The sequence below is a fragment of the Rhizobium binxianense genome (assembly GCF_028994275.1).
GTDB lineage: Bacteria > Pseudomonadota > Alphaproteobacteria > Rhizobiales > Rhizobiaceae > Rhizobium > Rhizobium binxianense.
The window spans coordinates 900,104-914,615 of the sequence record NZ_CP118713.1; the positions used below are offsets into that span (position 1 = coordinate 900,104).

A 14,512-nucleotide genomic window follows, 5' to 3' on the forward strand; every position below is an offset into this window, starting at 1 on the left:
CTCGAGCGGTTCTACTTTTCCATGAAAAGCTGAACCGCTCTGAGGTTTGTCGACTACCGTGCGGGGGCAAGCCGGGCTGCGTCGCGAAACGACACCAGTCGCTTCGTCTGTTCGTCCCACAGCACCAGCTTGACGCAACGCAGGCTTTCCATGAGCGTGATGCGGCCCATATCGGCAAGCTCAGGATGGTCTCGCAGCACCTCCGGCAGCCGGTAGTAGGGCACCCGGCTCGACAGATGATGCACGTGGTGGATGCCGATATTGCCGGTGATCCAGCGCAGTATCGGCGGCAGGTCGTAATGCGAGGCGCCGTGCAGGGCCGCATGCTGGAACTGCCAGTCCGGCTTCTTCGACCAATGCGTTTCCTCGAATTGGTGCTGGACGTAGAACAGCCAGACGCCGGCGGCACCGGCAAGCAGCACGATCGGCAGATGCACCAGAAGGAAGGGTATGATCCCGACCGCCCAGATCAGCAGCGCGGCGACCAGTGCGATGGCAAGATTGGTCGCCATGGTCGAAACCCAGGGCAGGGCGCCGGAGCGCATCATGCCGAAAGGCAGGCGCTGCTTGAAGAGGAACAGCCATGCCGGCCCGATCCCGAACATCACGATCGGGTGCCGGTAGAGCCGGTAGGCAAGCCGGCCGCGGCGCGACAGCGCGCTGTATTCGGCGATCGTCAGCGTCTCGATGTCGCCGACCCCGCGCTCGTCGAGGTTTCCGGCCGAGGCGTGGTGTTCCGCATGCGCCCGGCGCCAGTAGTCATAAGGCGTCAGCGTCAGGATGCCGATCGTGCGTCCAACCCAGTCGTCGAGGCGACGACGGGCGAAAAACGAGCCGTGACCGCAATCATGCTGGATCATGAACAGCCGCAGCAGGAAGGCGGCGGCGGGAATGACGAGGATCAGGCCAGGCCAGAAGCTATAGTGAACCGCGGCCCACGCGGCGGCCCAGAACAGCACAAAGGGGACGACGGTGACGGCAAGCTCGAATGCGCTGCGTCCGGCCCTCGGCTGGCGATATCCGGCCAGGATCTTCAGCCAGCGTTTTTCAGCGAAAAGCGTGGCATCCCCGAGCGATCGCTCAGGGTTTTCGGTAGGCTGGCCCAGAGGGGCAAGCTGGATTTCCTCGCACTCGCTGCGGCGCGCAGATTCGATCATAGAGTGGCGCCGTGAAAGGCCGCGATGGCCGACAGGCCGAGTGCAATCACCACGGCCGAGCGAATGAGGAAAAGTGGATAGTCGAAGTGGTACATTGTATGAAGAGTGGTCATGGGTGCAGCAATTCCTGTTTTTCTGAAAACATGTCAATGGGTGATGGTGTCGCGCTGGAGCGCGGCGCGTCCGACGGGACGCGCTATCGCTTTGAATTCGCGCATCACCCTCTCGCAAATCGATCTCGATATGCGCTAGCGAGGGCGAAGCCGGCGGCTCGATAAGAGCTGCTATTTCTTTGGAGCACTGCCGTGCGGGGCGGCTGTGGTCGCCGTCTTCATCTGATTGGCGAATGTGCTTTCCACCTTCGCCGCCTGCTTGTCCTTTTTCGGCTTCCGGACCTCGCGATTGCTTCTGACTTGTCCTTTTGCCATGGTGAAATCTCCCTTTGAGATCGACATTGAAAGCTGCAGCCTGCGTGGTATTCGCCCCGCTTGTCGGTCGCGACCTAGGTCGCGGGATCGTCGTGAGGGGCAACCCGACAACACCGGGCCGCAGGAGTGGAATGAAAATGATGCCTGCTGAAACCGCATCGCAGTCTGGAGGCGGATGACCGGAGAGGTCACCGAAAGCCAAACCCGACATTGAGACGGGACGTCACCATGCTTTCGCGATCGGGAAAATGGCGGGGCCGGAAATCCGGTCACCGCAAATGCCGCATCGGCCAAATCAGCGAGCCATTACTATAGAATAAAATTGAGGTGCCATTAAGGCCGCTGCCGCAGGAAAGCCATATTTCCACAGGGCTTAATCATTCACCGGAAACAGGCGGATCAGCTTCGTTCTTTCCATCTCCGCCAGGCCTGATGCCGACATGATGCCGCGAGCCAAACAGAGTTCGATATCCCGCCCAATATCGAGCGGCACCAGCATGCCGCCGGCCTTGAGCAGGCGGTCGGTCATCGACAGAAGCAGATCCACCCGTGCCTGGCAGCCATCGACCTCAAGGAGCGCCACCCGGCGCTCCTTGTCGATGTCAGCAAAATCCCGAGCCTGCTGCCGTTGTTGGTAAGCTCCGAATTGCACCCATCCGAAATAGGCGGCCGCTGCGACGGAGAGACAAAGCAAGAGGGTTTTCCGCACAATAATCCTTCGGAGCCGGGAGGCTCGCTAGCCGGCGGCGCGTCTTTCGCGCGGCAATCCCTGTATCGCATAGCGGTTGCAGACAGGGGTTACCATTTTCGGCGGGGCCTTCGGCTTGCCGAAATGGTGTTCGAGCGCCCGTGAGAGCATGGCTGGCGAGGTGACACCCTCTTGGAACAGCCTGATCAGCAGCATGGCCGCGACGTTGAAAACCCGTTGGTCGTCGATCAGGATTCTGGCGTCGTAGCCGGCGTCGTCGAGCACGCCCTGAAGCATGTCGAGATCGGACGAGGTCAGATGCGGCTTTTCTGAAGTGGAAGACATGGGTCCTCCTTTCGTCGGGGCGAGGATATGAAAACCCTCAGTCGGCAGCGCCCGTACAATGGCTGCCGAAGTTGGGACCATGCGCCTTTCGCCAAGGCAACGCAACGGAATTCTTGCTGCGGATATCGCACCGGTTGATGCGCGGCCCGCACCGGTGAGGGTGCGGGCTGCTGAGGTCATTCCGCCGGCTGATAGGTGGGCCTGCGGGCGGCCGATGTCCGGGGCCCGGCGGCTGCAAGCAGGGTGATCGCGACCGCAAGCAGCGCCACGAAGGCGATGCCGGCGACATAGGGGTCCCAGCCGAAATGCGGTGCAGCGCTGAACACCGCCGAGGCGGCCGCAAGCACGATGCCGCCGCCGATCTGGAAGGAGGCGAAGAGCAGCCCGGAGGCGAGCCCCGCCTTGCCGTCCTCCACATCGGAAAGCGCCGCGACCTGCACCGAGGGGTAAGTCAGGGCGTAACCGAGGCCGAGCGGGATCTGCGAGAAGATGACGAGCAGGATCGGGTCGACATGTCCGAGTGCGGTCACCCAGAAGATGTAGCTGAAGGCCTGCAGCCCGACACCCGTCGCCATCAGCCCGGTGGCGCCGCGATTTTGAGCGAGCGTCGCAAAACGCGGCGCCAGGAACATCACGAAGACCCCGCCAAGCGCAAAGCAGAAGCCAGTGGTAAAGGCCGACCAGCCGATGACGTTCTGATAATAGAGCGTCGCCAGGAACTGGAAGCCGACATAGGCGCCCTGGAAGAGGGCGGCAATCGCATTGGCATGCCGAAGCTTGGCTCGACGGAACATGCCGAGCGGCACCATCGGATCGGCATGGCGCGTTTCGACCACGAGGAAGAGCAGGATCAGCGCCAGCGACGCCGCGAGCGAACCCCAGCTCGCAAAGTCCTGCCAGCCGGCGGCTGCGGCATTGGTGATGCCGAAGACGAAGAGCAGCAGTCCAGGCGTGATCGTCAGCGCGCCGGCCCAGTCGAAGGCCGGCCGCGGTCCTGTCCTTTTGGGGTCGGCGGGCAACACCAGCGGCGCAAGAAAGAGCGTCAGGATGGCGACGGGCGCGCCCATAACAAGCGTCGCCCGCCAACTGATGATCGTCGCGGCCCCGCCGAGCACCATGCCGAGCACGAAGCCGGCGGCGCCAGTGGAGGAGAAGACGCCGAGCGCCTTGGCCCGCGCCGTTCCCTCGCCGAAGACGGAGAGCAGCAGCGCAAGCGCCGCGGGTGCGGTGAAGGCGGCGGCAATGCCCTTGACCAGGCGGGCGGCGATCAGCGTCGGGCCACTGTCGACGAAGCCGCCGGCGATGCTGGCGGCAGCAAAGATCGCCAGCGACCAGAGAAAAACACGGCGATGGCCGAAGACATCGGCGACCCGGCCGCCGAGCAGCAGGAAGCCGCCATAGCCGAGCACATAAGCACTGACGGCCCATTGCAGCGAGGTCGCCTCCATGCCGAGTTCGGCCTGGATGGCAGGCAGTGCTACGCCGATGGTGGAGACGTCCATGGCGTCGAGAAAGTTGGCGGCGCAGAGCAGCAGCAATGCCAGCCCCGTCCCGCTTTTCGATTTGGAAAATGTCATCGAAATCGTTCCTTCTTTGCTGCCGCCTCATCGGAGGGAGGATGCCGGGCGGCAGGGAACGAGAAAATGTACGGCTTCCAATCCTATTGCAAATTGATAGTAGCCATGCCAGGTATTACTCACGATGATGAATGATGCCATGCTTCGCAAAATCGACCTGAATCTACTGCTGGCCTTTTCGGTGCTGATGCAGGAGCGCAATGTCAGCCGTGCCGCCGAGCGGCTGCTGCTCGGCCAGCCCGGCCTATCGGCCGCCTTGCGGCGCCTGCGCGAGGCGCTGGACGACGAATTGTTCGTGCGTGTCGGCCGCGGCTTGCAGCCGACGCCGCGCGCCCTTTCCATCGCCCCGGCGATCGAGGATGCGCTCTCGGGCATCGAGCGCGCGATCCGCCCGCAATCCGAATTCGATCCGGCAAGCTGGCAGGGCGAGTTCCGCATCGGCATGTGCGACAACCTCGAATCGGCCTTCTTCGGCCCGCTTGCCGCCCGTCTTCTCCAGCTTTCACCCGGTGCCCGGCTGATCGGCATCGCCTCCGACAAGCGCGATGCGGCGCGCCGGCTGGACGAGGGCGTCTTCGATTTCAGCGTCTCCGTGCACGAGGAGCCGGCCTCCTGGCACATCCGTGCGCCGCTGTTCAATCAGGCATCGATCTGCATTTACGACGAGGCCCAACTCCGGCTGAAGGCGCCGCTGGGCCTCAAGGATTTTGCCGATGTCGCCCATGTCACCGTCTCTTTCGAGGGCAATGCCGCGACCAGCATCGATATCGCGCTGAGCCGCACCGGCCATGTCAGGCGTGTGGTGGCGACCGTGCCGCGCTTTTCCGCTCTGCCGACGGCGCTCAGGGCCATGCCCGCCATCGCCACCGTGCCGGAATCGATCGGCCGCTGCATGGCGCAATTGCATGGGCTGACGATCTGCGAACCGCCGCTTTCACTGCCGGCCGATCCGGTGACCATGCTTTATCGCCGGGTCGACCAGGCCGACGGCCGGGCGCGCTGGTTCCGCCGCCTGTTCCTCGACGTCGCCGGCGAGGCACTCGAAGCCTCCGGCTGCTGCGTTTCGATATCGAGAGCTGCGGCGTAGGAGCCCCGGCCCCTCTATTCAATGACCGATTTGAACCACATAGAGAAAGCGGAAATTGATTTTTGCGGGGACGCCTTGCAGATGAGGAAATAGCTTTCCTGTTCGAGAATCGAGATGTCCGAGAGCACGATCAGGTCGCCGTTCTCGATTTCACGGCGGCATAACTCGACCGGACAAAGTGCGACGCCATGACCGGCAATGGCGGCGGTCGCGAGCAAATTAAAATCTTGAAACACCGGCCCCTTCAGCGGTCGCGTCAACGGCACGCCCGCCTTGTCGAGCCATAGCGCCCAATGCGCGGTGGTCTCGTCATGGAGCAGGTCTGCCGTTGCGATCTGTGTCGCGTGGTCGACGCCACCCTTTCTTTCAAGATAGCGCGGACTGGCGACAGGTTGAGTGGCGCGGGAGAATAGCTGGTGACAAACGACGCCTTCGAAGGTGTCGGCGCCAAGTGTAATCAGCACATCGCAGCCGGTTTCACGCAGACGCTGTTCGGCCATGGCGTAGACCACCTTTATTGTGACATCAGGATGCTTCGTAAGGAAATCGCCGAGCGACGGTATGAGCCATCGCGTCGCGACGGACGGGATGCAGCCGACGGTGATCTCAGATCTGGTCGTTAGCTTCAGCATTTCCGCTTCTGCGGAAATTCTTTCAAAGCTGCTCGATAGGGTTTCGGCAAAGCTTTTGGCCTCGGGTGCGAGCCGCACGCCGCGTTTTTCACGCAGAAATAAGGCCCGTCCGAACCATTCTTCCAAATGACGGATCTGATGGCTGATCGCGGCATGCGTGACGCGCAATTCGTCGCCGGCGCGCGAAAAACTGGAGAGACGCGCTGCCGCTTCGAAGGCTCTCAATGCGCCGAGTGGAAGTGTCATCTGTAAGTTTTCCTCAGCAGTCAGATTAGGAATCATCATTTGTTCGAACATGAGAATCAACAGTATGACTGCAGGCAACGGATCTGAACAGTACCGCGGACGTGTCAAATTTTCTTACAGTAGGAGAACGGAATGTACGTGCGCAGCCTAAAGGATGTCGAAGCAACCGATTATTTCGTGGAATGGGGCAACGGGACGAGCCATCGTTTGCTGACGGAAAAGGATGGGATGGGCTTTACCGTTTGCCATACGATCGTGCGCGCCAACACCGTCTCGCTTCTCGAATACCGCCAGCATCTCGAGGCCTGCTATTGCATCGCCGGCGAGGGCGAGGTGGAGGATATGCAGGGCACTGTCTTCCCGATTCGCCAGGGCGATATCTATGTGCTCGACAAGCATGACAGGCATCTGCTGCGCGGCGGCCGTGACCAGGACCTGATCCTTGTCAGCGTCTTCAATCCGCCGCTGAAGGGATCCGAGCGCCATAATCTGAGCGATCCCTCGGGGTCGGCTTATTGACAGCAGCCGGATAAGGGAAGAAGCGCGGTTTTCCCAGAGGAACGCTTGAAAACAAAGCTTTGAGCGGTCGGTGCTTCCAGGAAGCTGAGCCGCTCGAGCAGCCTGTTACAGCTCACCTTTGTGGAAATACGCTTCGAGGCGGTAGCCGTCCGGATCGATGATGAAGGCGGCGTAATAGAAGCGTCCGTAATCCGGCCGGATACCAGGTTCGCCATTATCCGTGCCGCCGGATGCGAGGGCTGCCGCATGAAAGGCATCGACCGCGGCCTCGGTCGGGGCGACGAAGCAGAAATGCAGCCCGGATCGCATGTCGGCAACAACAGGCTGCTCCGCCTGCATCACCCAGAGCCCGACCTCTTCCGGGCCGTAGCCGATCATGGTGTCGGAATTGGACAGACGCTCATATCCGAGTGGCGCCAGCGCGGCGTCGTAGAAACGGCGGGCTCTTTCGAGGTCTTTTACGCCGATGGAGATATGATCGAACATGGACCGCCAACTCCCTATCTTCCGCCAGTCCTCGCAGGACTGTTCATCCCCAAGATGGCACGACGCCAACATCTTTCAACCGTCGTCCCAAGTCAACGATAGGGCGTCATTCACGGCCGGCGATCCGATCCAGCGTCTGGCGCAGAAATCAGGCGCGCCGAAATTGCCGCTGTTCAGCGCAAGCCCTGCGGCGCTGTCATATGATTTTGGGGGAGGGCGCAACTGGCTTTGAACCACGGTCAGACTGCCTTGCCGCATCCGCCAAGATCCGCCCTAGCGCCACGGGTGAGCCGGCGGGGTGTCACGAGCGAGCTGCGCAGCGTCCGACAGCCTGAGCCATTCCTTCCGGTATCCTATGTTGAGAAGATTGAAGGACAGCATGTCTCTCCCGGCCTCCGAACGGCTCCCGCCGATCACGGCATAATCCGCGTGCGCCGGAACACTCGCGTGATAGACGGCCCACGAACGGGCGGGTTCGATCCGGCCGTCGCGTCCGATGTCCATGGAGTAGTGGCCGGCCGCGCCACCCTTGTTTTTGCCGCCAACAAAGGCGTTCCGTCTTCCTTCGTCTTCATGGCTGATCACGATGCACCCTTCCATCCTTCGGGCCGTGGCCAAACGTTGTCTCGATCAGTGTTGCGCCGCTTCCGGGCGATAGGTTTACCGGCTCCAGGCTGTCTTCCGTCGTCACCCGCTCATGACGCTCGTCGTCACTGCGGATGCGGTATTGCAGCAGATTGCCTCTCAGAGGCAGCGTGGCGGTAATGCGGTATGTGTCGGGGAGCTTGGAGGGAACGACAAAGAACCCGTCCTTCAACCGGACGGTCTGCCCCACCTTGAAGATATGTGTTGCTGCCTCGCGTCGGATGGGGCGTCCATTGCGTTGCGGGATGCGCGTAGCGGTCATGACGGTTTGTGATCCTTTTCGAGCGCGGTTTCGAGATCTGACGGATGGATAGGCATCATCTGCAGTGTCGAACTCTGTGCGGCGATCGCCGGCAGGTGGATGAAGGCGCCGATCCGTCGCCAGGCGAGCCTGGAAACACCATCGATCAATTCTTCGTCATAGTCGACGCGGTATTCTCCGGCTGGTTGTGCCCCGTCGAAACCTGGCAGGCGGAATGGAGATGAAAAGTGGACGACGGTCTGTGTTGTGCGACTTGTCATGGCTGAGGCCTCCGCAGGAAGACACCGATGCGTTTCCTGTGTGGTTAGATCCGAACCGGACGACCTCAACGCTGCCGGTACATCCGCGGTCAGCGCCAAGTTCATTCCGGATCGGAACACGCGAAATACACGCCGGAACGACGTGATACTTTCGCTATCGAGAATTCGGTGGTGTATGGCGGGTCGTAGGTCTCTGACACCGCGAAGCCAAGTCGGCCAAATCGACGAGGCTTATCGTTACGCCTAGATTGAGTTTAAATCAAGATAAATTCTGATTTATATATGAAAAACGCCAAATGAACTCTTCGTTCACGAAAATAAAATGAAGCGCGACCGCGCAAAAAATTCTATTCATTTCGTGATTATTACAAAATATCCGGTCGGATTGATTTCCTGAATATCTCAAAAAATTCCTCCGCGAATAATATTTATTGGCACTCCTATCAATCGAGTGCCACGAATGCTATTTATAGATTGCAGCCGCCATATGCGCCGGCAGCAGAAAGACCTCTATGAAATTCCGTTCACTGCACGACCGCGTCGTCATTCGACGTGCGGAAGGCGATGTCAAATCCAAGGGCGGGATCATCATTCCAGACGCCGCCAAGGAGAAGCCGCAGCAAGGCGAAGTGGTCGCGGTCGGGCCGGGCCTGCGCGACAAAAGCGGCAATCTGGTCCCGCTCGACGTTAAGGTCGGTGATCTCATTCTGTTTGGAAAATGGTCGGGGGCAGAGGTCACCATCGATGGCGAGACCCTTCTGATCATGAAGGAGACCGACATCCTGGGCATCGTCGAAAAGACCGAAGAAGCCTCTCAAAAGGCTGCCTGACCGATCGCATTCCGACCCGCATCTCAAGACCGAACTGGACAAATATCATGTCTGCCAAGCAAATCAGATTCTCCACCGATGCGCGCGACCGCCTGCTGCGCGGCGTCGAATTGCTCAACAATGCCGTCAAGGTGACGCTTGGCCCAAAGGGTCGCAACGTCGTCATTGACAAGGGCTATGGCGCACCGCGCATTACCAAGGACGGCGTTAGCGTCGCCAAGGAGATCGAACTCGAAGACAAGTTCGAGAACATGGGCGCGCAGATGGTGCGCGAGGTGGCTTCGAAGACCAATGATCTTGCCGGCGACGGCACGACGACGGCAACGGTGCTTGCCGCCTCCATTTTTCGCGAAGGCGCAAAGCTCGTCGCTGCCGGCATGAACCCGATGGATCTCAGGCGCGGCATTGATCTCGGCGTTACCGCCGTCGTCAAGGAAATCGAGGCGCGGGCGATGAAGGTCAAATCGTCAGGCGAGATCGCCCAGGTCGGCACCATTGCCGCCAATGGCGACGCCGCCATCGGTGAGATGATCGCCAAGGCGATGGACAAGGTCGGCAATGAGGGCGTCATAACAGTCGAAGAGGCGCGAACCGCCGAGATCGAACTCGATGTCGTCGAGGGTATGCAGTTCGATCGCGGCTATCTCTCGCCCTATTTCGTCACCAATGCCGAGAAGATGCGCGTGGAACTGGAGGAACCCTATATCCTCCTTCACGAGAAGAAACTCGGCAGTCTGCAGGCGATGCTGCCAATCCTGGAAGCCGTCGTGCAGACCGGCAAACCGCTTCTGCTCATCTCGGAGGACGTCGAAGGCGAGGCGCTGGCGACGCTTGTCGTCAATAAGCTGCGCGGCGGCCTGAAGGTCGCGGCCGTCAAGGCGCCGGGCTTCGGTGATCGCCGCAAGGCCATGCTGGAAGACATTGCGGTGCTTACATCAGGCCAGATGATTTCCGAGGATCTCGGCATCAAGCTCGACAACGTCACGCTCGATATGCTCGGCCGCGCCAAGCGCGTGCTGATCGACAAGGAATCCACCACGATCATCGACGGCGCCGGCGAGAAAGCGGCCATCCAGGCGCGTATCCAGCAGATCAAGGCCCAGATCGAGGAGGCCACCTCCGATTACGATAAGGAAAAACTGCAGGAACGCGTGGCGAAACTCGCCGGCGGCGTCGCGGTCATCCGCGTCGGCGGCGCGACCGAGACGGAAGTCAAGGAAAAGAAGGACCGCATCGACGATGCGCTGAACGCCACCCGTGCGGCTGTCGAAGAGGGCATCGTGCCCGGCGGCGGCGTGGCACTGTTGCGCGCCAAGTCGGCGCTCACGAGCCTGACCGGGGAGAACGCCGACGTGACGGCGGGCATCTCGATCGTGCTCAGGGCGCTCGAAGCCCCGATCCGGCAGATCGCCGACAATGCCGGGTTCGAGGGTTCGATCGTTGTTGGAAAACTCGCGGGCAGCAATGATCACAATCAGGGCTTCGACGCACAGACAGAGACCTATGTCGATATGATCGAGGCCGGCATCGTCGATCCCGCCAAGGTCGTGCGCACCGCTCTGCAGGACGCCGGTTCGATTGCGGCGCTTCTGATCACCGCCGAAGTGATGATCGCCGACATTCCCGCAAGAGAATCTGCCCCTGCAGCCGGAAACGGCGGCATGGGCGATATGGGATACTGAGAACAGCCTGAACCTTTCCGGCGTCGCCGGACGGCCTAACTCGAACGATAGACAGGAAGAATTCCAATGTCCGTGCAGAACAGCAGCAAGACATCGATCACCCAGCGTTTCGACAGTTACCAGCCATCCAAGACGCTTCTCGTCTGGGCCTGCGTCGTCACGGCGATAGCCACGATGATTATCGGCTTCAGCTGGGGAGGTTGGGTAACAGGCGGGACGTCAAGCAAAGCGGCAGCCGCCGCCGGCGACGTTGCCCGCGGAGAACTGGCGTCTGCCATTTGCGTCGAGCGATTCAACGCGGCGCCGGATGCAAGCGCCAAACTGATCGAGTTCAAGGCGATTACCGAAGGCTACAAGCAGCGTCAGTTCATCGAGGCCGGCGGTTGGGCGACCATGCCCGGGCAGACCTCACCCGACAGCCGAAGTGTTCAGGCCTGCGCCACCGCGCTTGCCGTCTGACACCGTTTTCCCGGGCGCTCCGATGTTGCGGAGCGCTGCCACTGTCAAAGCAGGACATGACCAATGATCCGTTTCGTGAAAAAGAGCGACAAGCAGCCAGCCGCAGAAAACGCCGCCGACAACCGCTTCCAGACAATCCGTGAGGCAGCGGCTGACGAGCACAAGAAGGCTGCTAATGACAGCACGCGCCGCGCCGCGCCGCCGCGGGCGGCGGAAGATGACGACCAGTTTATCTGAGTGCATGGACGGGCGTTTTTGACCACGCCCCTGGCTCTCATCGAGGTGGAGGTCAGCACCGAGCCGGTGCGCTTCCGGACGATCACCTCGGAAAATCGCTGCGGCGGGATAAGGATGCACGGACATCCGCTGGAACGAGCGCCAGCGGCTTTCACGACGCTGGCGCGACCTTACTGCAACTGCGGCTTTCTGAGAAAGCTGTTGCGGTCGGCGGACTTGATGCGCAGCCAGGCCTCCCGGCCGTTCCTGAGGATACGCATCGGGATCTCAGCGCCGGCCGGGCCGCTGCTCCAGATCTTGCGGTAGAAATCGGCCAGGCCATCGACTTCTTCGTCGCGAATCTCCGAGATGATATCGCCCTGCCGCAGGCCGGCCTGAGCGGCCGGACCGCCTTCGGCAACGCTCATGACCACCACACCGCCATTGCTTTCGGCCGAAAATGCGCCGAGCCAGGGTCGGGGCGGCTTGTTCACTTGGCCGCGATTCAACAGATCGTCGAGGATCGGCGGCAAAAGGTCGATCGGTACGACCATGTTGATATCGGCGACCTCGTCGCCCTGGCTCATTTGCAGGCGAAGTGAACCGATGCCCAGAAGCTTGCCGTCCGAACCGATCAGCGCCGCACCGCCCCAAGAAGGATGGGCTGGCGCCGTGAAAATCGCCTCGTCCAGCAGATATTCCCAGTAGCCGGCGAATTCCTGCCGGGCGACGATGTTGGCCTCGACGAATTCTCCGATGCCATCGGCAAGCACGACGGGATCGCCGGGTTTGGCCGTGGCAGCGTCGCCGAGATCCACTGCCGGCGCATCAAGCGCCCCAAGCGCCTGCACCAGGCCGAAGCCGCTTTCCTGGTCATAGGCAAGCGCATGCGCGGGAACGACGCGCCCGTCGTGGGTGGTCAGCCAGACCTCCTCGGCCTCGGTGATGAGATAGCCGATGGTCAGCACCAGCCCATTGTCGCGAATGACCACGCCGCTGCCCTCCCGGACGGTGCCCAGCGTCTCCGCCGTGAAGGCATCTTCCGGAATGGATGAACGAACGGTCACGACTGACCGCAGGATTGGATCGATATTCATGCTTTCATCCCGATCGGCGGCAGGCTGGAAGCCCACGCATTCCACCTTGAATAAGTAAGAAGACGGAGGGGCGGAGGCAAGCCTGCAGGGTGGGAATTTGCCGCAACCGCCTCCGCGACGCGGCGGCAACCTGCGAATTTGCGGGGGGTGACAGGGACGCCGTGCAACAATATACAGTCAATCTCATCCGGAATCAGACTGACGCGGATTACGATATGAAGAACTGGCATCCCGATCTCAGCCGCAGCAGCAGCCCCCGTTATATGGCGATCGCCGATGTGATCGAAATGGATCTGCGCAGCGGCCATCTGGTGGTGGGAGATCGGCTGCCGCCGCAACGCGAACTCGCCAAGCGGCTGAATGTCGACTTCACCACGGTGGCGAGAGGTTATGTCGAGGCGCAGAAGCGTGGGCTTGTCGATTCGCATGTCGGCCGCGGCACCTTCGTCACTGGTGGCGCGGATAAGGAGCACCCGGGTTTGGCACCCGGCGCCGCGCCTGATCCGCGCCGCGTCTCCGTCGTCGATTTTTCGATGAACTTGCCGCCGGAACCGGATGATCCGGAACTGATTGCCCGCATGCGCGAGGGCATGTCGGCGGTGGCAGCCAACCTCATACCGCTTCTGCGCTATCAGGGTTTCGGCGGCGCCGGCATGGACAAGGAAGCTGCCGCCGGCTGGCTCGGCCGTCGCGGGCTGGTGCCGTCCCAGGAGCGGATCTTCGTTACGCCGGGCGCCCATCCGGCCCTGCTGGCGATCTTCGGCCTGCTGGCAAAGCCGGGCGAAACCGTGCTGTCGGAAATCATCACCTATCCCGGCATGCGCTCGATCGCCGCCCAGCTGCGGCTCAATCTGACCGGTCTGCTGATGGACGAGGACGGTATCCTGCCGGACGCCTTTGCCGGAGCCTGCGAGAGGTTGAAGCCGAAGGCGCTCTATCTCAATCCGACGCTGCAGAACCCGACGACGCTGACCATCCCGGCCAAACGCCGCGAGGAGATCTCAGCCGTTGCCCGCAAATATCACGTGCCGATCGTCGAGGACGATGCCTACGGCTTCATTCCGCTGGAAGGCCCGCCGCCGCTTGCGGCAATAGCGCCCGATCTCACCTGGCATATCGGCGGACTGGCAAAATGCATCGGCGCGGGCCTGCGCCTTGCCTATGTCGTGGCGCCCGATAGCAAGGCCGTATGGCCTTTCGTCAGCGCCATGCGCGCCAACAATGTCATGGCCTCACCGCTGACCGGGGCGCTCGCCACCCGCTGGATTGAAGACGGCACCGCCGATACGATCCTGCGCTTCATCCGCGCCGAGGCCGCCGCCCGCCAGCAGATGGTCGCCGCCATCCTGCCGACCGGCAGTTACCGCGCCGATCCGATCAGTTTCAACATCTGGCTGCCGCTTTCCAATGGCTGGACCCGCTCCACCTTCGGCAGCCACATGCGCTCCTCCGGCATCGGCGTCGTCGCAAGCGACGCCTTCACGGTCGAGGGTACCGCACCAGAGGCCGTGCGGGTCTGCCTCGGCGGCCCGATCACCCGTCAGAAACTGCAGGGTGCCTTGGAGTTCATGGCCCATGCGCTGCAAGGCCCGCCGGAGATGGCCGCCTCGTTCTTCTGACGTTCCAGCATTGCGGCTGAACCCATCAGGCGCATCCGAAAGCCGGAAGCGGACCATTCAAATCCGCCGCGACTTGAACCGTTCGCGATGGCGGATGCGGCCGTCGCATTCCGCAGTCCCGTCATGGCGCCTCTTTGATACCGCTGATCAGCCCCGCCAGCCGGAGGGGAACCTGCGGCATTCTGACGAGTTGACTGGTAATGTATGTGGGATGTATTCATATTGAATGCATACATTGCGCGGATTGACAGCATAAAGATTCCGCGCCAGATAGAAC

Annotated in this window: 20 protein-coding genes; 9 read left to right on the plus strand and 11 right to left on the minus strand. The window is 61.4% G+C overall.

All coding sequences use genetic code 11. From position 1 onward, the window contains the following. Positions 1 to 53 precede the first annotated feature (53 nt). Positions 54 to 1,157, minus strand: coding sequence for a fatty acid desaturase (locus PO860_RS04470; RefSeq protein ID WP_183606209.1), 1,104 nt, complete (start codon positions 1,155 to 1,157; stop codon positions 54 to 56). A gap of 111 nt (positions 1,158 to 1,268) precedes the next feature. Between PO860_RS04470 and PO860_RS04475 the strand changes: the two genes are divergently transcribed. Then, positions 1,269 to 1,409 (plus strand): hypothetical protein, encoded by a 141-nt coding sequence (locus PO860_RS04475; RefSeq protein ID WP_183606210.1) that lies wholly within the window; start codon positions 1,269 to 1,271, stop codon positions 1,407 to 1,409. A gap of 32 nt (positions 1,410 to 1,441) precedes the next feature. On the opposite strand, the gene PO860_RS04480 is transcribed toward PO860_RS04475, so the two are convergent. The 4 genes from PO860_RS04480 to PO860_RS04495 form a co-directional block, all read right to left on the minus strand. Further along, positions 1,442 to 1,585 carry a hypothetical protein gene (locus tag PO860_RS04480; protein WP_183606211.1) on the minus strand — a complete coding sequence of 48 codons (144 nt, stop codon included), beginning with the start codon at positions 1,583 to 1,585 and terminating at the stop codon, positions 1,442 to 1,444. Between the two features lie 373 nt (positions 1,586 to 1,958). Next, positions 1,959 to 2,294 carry a hypothetical protein gene (locus PO860_RS04485; protein WP_336314536.1) on the minus strand — a complete coding sequence of 112 codons (336 nt, stop codon included), beginning with the start codon at positions 2,292 to 2,294 and terminating at the stop codon, positions 1,959 to 1,961. Between the two features lie 27 nt (positions 2,295 to 2,321). Next, entirely contained in the window at positions 2,322 to 2,699 is a 378-nt protein-coding gene (locus PO860_RS04490; RefSeq protein WP_183606213.1) for a hypothetical protein, read from the minus strand. 95 nt (positions 2,700 to 2,794) lie between these two features. Further along, a complete protein-coding gene (locus tag PO860_RS04495) occupies positions 2,795 to 4,195 on the minus strand; it encodes an MFS transporter (protein WP_183606214.1) in 1,401 nt (466 codons plus the stop codon). A gap of 124 nt (positions 4,196 to 4,319) precedes the next feature. Here PO860_RS04495 and PO860_RS04500 point away from each other — a divergent pair, with 124 nt between their 5' ends. After that, the gene (locus PO860_RS04500; protein WP_183606215.1) at positions 4,320 to 5,282 is read left to right on the plus strand and encodes a LysR family transcriptional regulator; all 963 of its coding nucleotides are present in this window, start codon (positions 4,320 to 4,322) and stop codon (positions 5,280 to 5,282) included. A gap of 14 nt (positions 5,283 to 5,296) precedes the next feature. Here PO860_RS04500 and PO860_RS04505 read toward each other — a convergent pair whose 3' ends face one another. Then, entirely contained in the window at positions 5,297 to 6,160 is an 864-nt protein-coding gene (locus tag PO860_RS04505; RefSeq protein ID WP_273884135.1) for a LysR substrate-binding domain-containing protein, read from the minus strand. Between the two features lie 132 nt (positions 6,161 to 6,292). On the opposite strand from PO860_RS04505, the gene PO860_RS04510 reads away from it, so the two are divergent. Next, positions 6,293 to 6,679, plus strand: a complete 387-nt coding sequence (locus PO860_RS04510) for an ectoine synthase (protein WP_183606217.1) — start codon at positions 6,293 to 6,295, stop codon at positions 6,677 to 6,679. A 105-nt stretch (positions 6,680 to 6,784) separates the two neighbouring features. Here PO860_RS04510 and PO860_RS04515 read toward each other — a convergent pair whose 3' ends face one another. Beyond that, on the minus strand, positions 6,785 to 7,165 hold the full coding sequence (locus PO860_RS04515; RefSeq protein WP_273884134.1) for a VOC family protein: 381 nt from the start codon (positions 7,163 to 7,165) through the stop codon (positions 6,785 to 6,787). On the opposite strand from PO860_RS04515, the gene PO860_RS04520 reads away from it, so the two are divergent. Further along, entirely contained in the window at positions 7,164 to 7,397 is a 234-nt protein-coding gene (locus tag PO860_RS04520; RefSeq protein WP_183606219.1) for a hypothetical protein, read from the plus strand. The genes PO860_RS04515 and PO860_RS04520 overlap by 2 nt on opposite strands. A gap of 41 nt (positions 7,398 to 7,438) precedes the next feature. Here the strand turns inward: PO860_RS04520 and PO860_RS04525 are convergent, their stop codons facing one another. From PO860_RS04525 to PO860_RS04535, 3 genes are read right to left on the minus strand one after another with little or no spacing between them, the layout of a single operon-like run. Beyond that, on the minus strand, positions 7,439 to 7,750 hold the full coding sequence (locus PO860_RS04525; RefSeq protein WP_273884133.1) for a hypothetical protein: 312 nt from the start codon (positions 7,748 to 7,750) through the stop codon (positions 7,439 to 7,441). Continuing rightward, a complete protein-coding gene (locus PO860_RS04530; protein ID WP_273884132.1) occupies positions 7,737 to 8,072 on the minus strand; it encodes a hypothetical protein in 336 nt (111 codons plus the stop codon). The genes PO860_RS04525 and PO860_RS04530 overlap by 14 nt, the downstream gene beginning before the upstream one ends. Next, complete coding sequence (locus tag PO860_RS04535; protein ID WP_183606222.1) at positions 8,069 to 8,332, minus strand: hypothetical protein; 264 nt, start codon at positions 8,330 to 8,332, stop codon at positions 8,069 to 8,071. The genes PO860_RS04530 and PO860_RS04535 overlap by 4 nt, the downstream gene beginning before the upstream one ends. Positions 8,333 to 8,844: 512 nt before the next feature. Between PO860_RS04535 and PO860_RS04540 the strand changes: the two genes are divergently transcribed. From PO860_RS04540 to PO860_RS04555, 4 genes are all read left to right on the plus strand, one after another. Beyond that, positions 8,845 to 9,162: a co-chaperone GroES gene (locus tag PO860_RS04540; RefSeq protein ID WP_273880557.1), complete on the plus strand. Its 318-nt coding sequence runs from the start codon at positions 8,845 to 8,847 to the stop codon at positions 9,160 to 9,162. Positions 9,163 to 9,209: 47 nt separating this feature from the next. After that, on the plus strand, positions 9,210 to 10,844 hold the full coding sequence (gene groL, locus PO860_RS04545) for a chaperonin GroEL (RefSeq protein WP_273884131.1): 1,635 nt from the start codon (positions 9,210 to 9,212) through the stop codon (positions 10,842 to 10,844). A 66-nt stretch (positions 10,845 to 10,910) separates the two neighbouring features. Beyond that, positions 10,911 to 11,303 (plus strand): hypothetical protein, encoded by a 393-nt coding sequence (locus PO860_RS04550; protein ID WP_183606225.1) that lies wholly within the window; start codon positions 10,911 to 10,913, stop codon positions 11,301 to 11,303. A 63-nt stretch (positions 11,304 to 11,366) separates the two neighbouring features. After that, positions 11,367 to 11,540 carry a hypothetical protein gene (locus PO860_RS04555; protein ID WP_183606226.1) on the plus strand — a complete coding sequence of 58 codons (174 nt, stop codon included), beginning with the start codon at positions 11,367 to 11,369 and terminating at the stop codon, positions 11,538 to 11,540. A 170-nt stretch (positions 11,541 to 11,710) separates the two neighbouring features. Here PO860_RS04555 and PO860_RS04560 read toward each other — a convergent pair whose 3' ends face one another. Continuing rightward, entirely contained in the window at positions 11,711 to 12,616 is a 906-nt protein-coding gene (locus tag PO860_RS04560) for a S1C family serine protease (protein ID WP_272783286.1), read from the minus strand. A gap of 215 nt (positions 12,617 to 12,831) precedes the next feature. On the opposite strand from PO860_RS04560, the gene PO860_RS04565 reads away from it, so the two are divergent. After that, entirely contained in the window at positions 12,832 to 14,235 is a 1,404-nt protein-coding gene (locus PO860_RS04565) for an aminotransferase-like domain-containing protein (protein WP_183606228.1), read from the plus strand. Positions 14,236 to 14,512 lie beyond the last annotated feature (277 nt).

What these genes read in the sequence shown, in the direction of transcription:
- PO860_RS04510 (WP_183606217.1), top strand. Translation starts at nt 6,293, where the DNA reads ATGTACGTGCGCAGCCTAAAGGATGTCGAAGCAACCGATTATTTCGTG.
- PO860_RS04495 (WP_183606214.1), bottom strand. Translation starts at nt 4,195, where the DNA reads ATGACATTTTCCAAATCGAAAAGCGGGACGGGGCTGGCATTGCTGCTG.
- PO860_RS04535 (WP_183606222.1), bottom strand. Translation starts at nt 8,332, where the DNA reads ATGACAAGTCGCACAACACAGACCGTCGTCCACTTTTCATCTCCATTC.
- PO860_RS04530 (WP_273884132.1), bottom strand. Translation starts at nt 8,072, where the DNA reads ATGACCGCTACGCGCATCCCGCAACGCAATGGACGCCCCATCCGACGC.
- PO860_RS04565 (WP_183606228.1), top strand. Translation starts at nt 12,832, where the DNA reads ATGAAGAACTGGCATCCCGATCTCAGCCGCAGCAGCAGCCCCCGTTAT.
- PO860_RS04560 (WP_272783286.1), bottom strand. Translation starts at nt 12,616, where the DNA reads ATGAATATCGATCCAATCCTGCGGTCAGTCGTGACCGTTCGTTCATCC.
- PO860_RS04505 (WP_273884135.1), bottom strand. Translation starts at nt 6,160, where the DNA reads ATGACACTTCCACTCGGCGCATTGAGAGCCTTCGAAGCGGCAGCGCGT.
- PO860_RS04480 (WP_183606211.1), bottom strand. Translation starts at nt 1,585, where the DNA reads ATGGCAAAAGGACAAGTCAGAAGCAATCGCGAGGTCCGGAAGCCGAAA.
- PO860_RS04515 (WP_273884134.1), bottom strand. Translation starts at nt 7,165, where the DNA reads ATGTTCGATCATATCTCCATCGGCGTAAAAGACCTCGAAAGAGCCCGC.
- PO860_RS04550 (WP_183606225.1), top strand. Translation starts at nt 10,911, where the DNA reads ATGTCCGTGCAGAACAGCAGCAAGACATCGATCACCCAGCGTTTCGAC.
- PO860_RS04475 (WP_183606210.1), top strand. Translation starts at nt 1,269, where the DNA reads ATGGGTGCAGCAATTCCTGTTTTTCTGAAAACATGTCAATGGGTGATG.
- PO860_RS04470 (WP_183606209.1), bottom strand. Translation starts at nt 1,157, where the DNA reads ATGATCGAATCTGCGCGCCGCAGCGAGTGCGAGGAAATCCAGCTTGCC.
- PO860_RS04500 (WP_183606215.1), top strand. Translation starts at nt 4,320, where the DNA reads ATGATGAATGATGCCATGCTTCGCAAAATCGACCTGAATCTACTGCTG.
- PO860_RS04520 (WP_183606219.1), top strand. Translation starts at nt 7,164, where the DNA reads ATGGACCGCCAACTCCCTATCTTCCGCCAGTCCTCGCAGGACTGTTCA.
- PO860_RS04540 (WP_273880557.1), top strand. Translation starts at nt 8,845, where the DNA reads ATGAAATTCCGTTCACTGCACGACCGCGTCGTCATTCGACGTGCGGAA.
- groL (WP_273884131.1), top strand. Translation starts at nt 9,210, where the DNA reads ATGTCTGCCAAGCAAATCAGATTCTCCACCGATGCGCGCGACCGCCTG.
- PO860_RS04490 (WP_183606213.1), bottom strand. Translation starts at nt 2,699, where the DNA reads ATGGTCCCAACTTCGGCAGCCATTGTACGGGCGCTGCCGACTGAGGGT.
- PO860_RS04555 (WP_183606226.1), top strand. Translation starts at nt 11,367, where the DNA reads ATGATCCGTTTCGTGAAAAAGAGCGACAAGCAGCCAGCCGCAGAAAAC.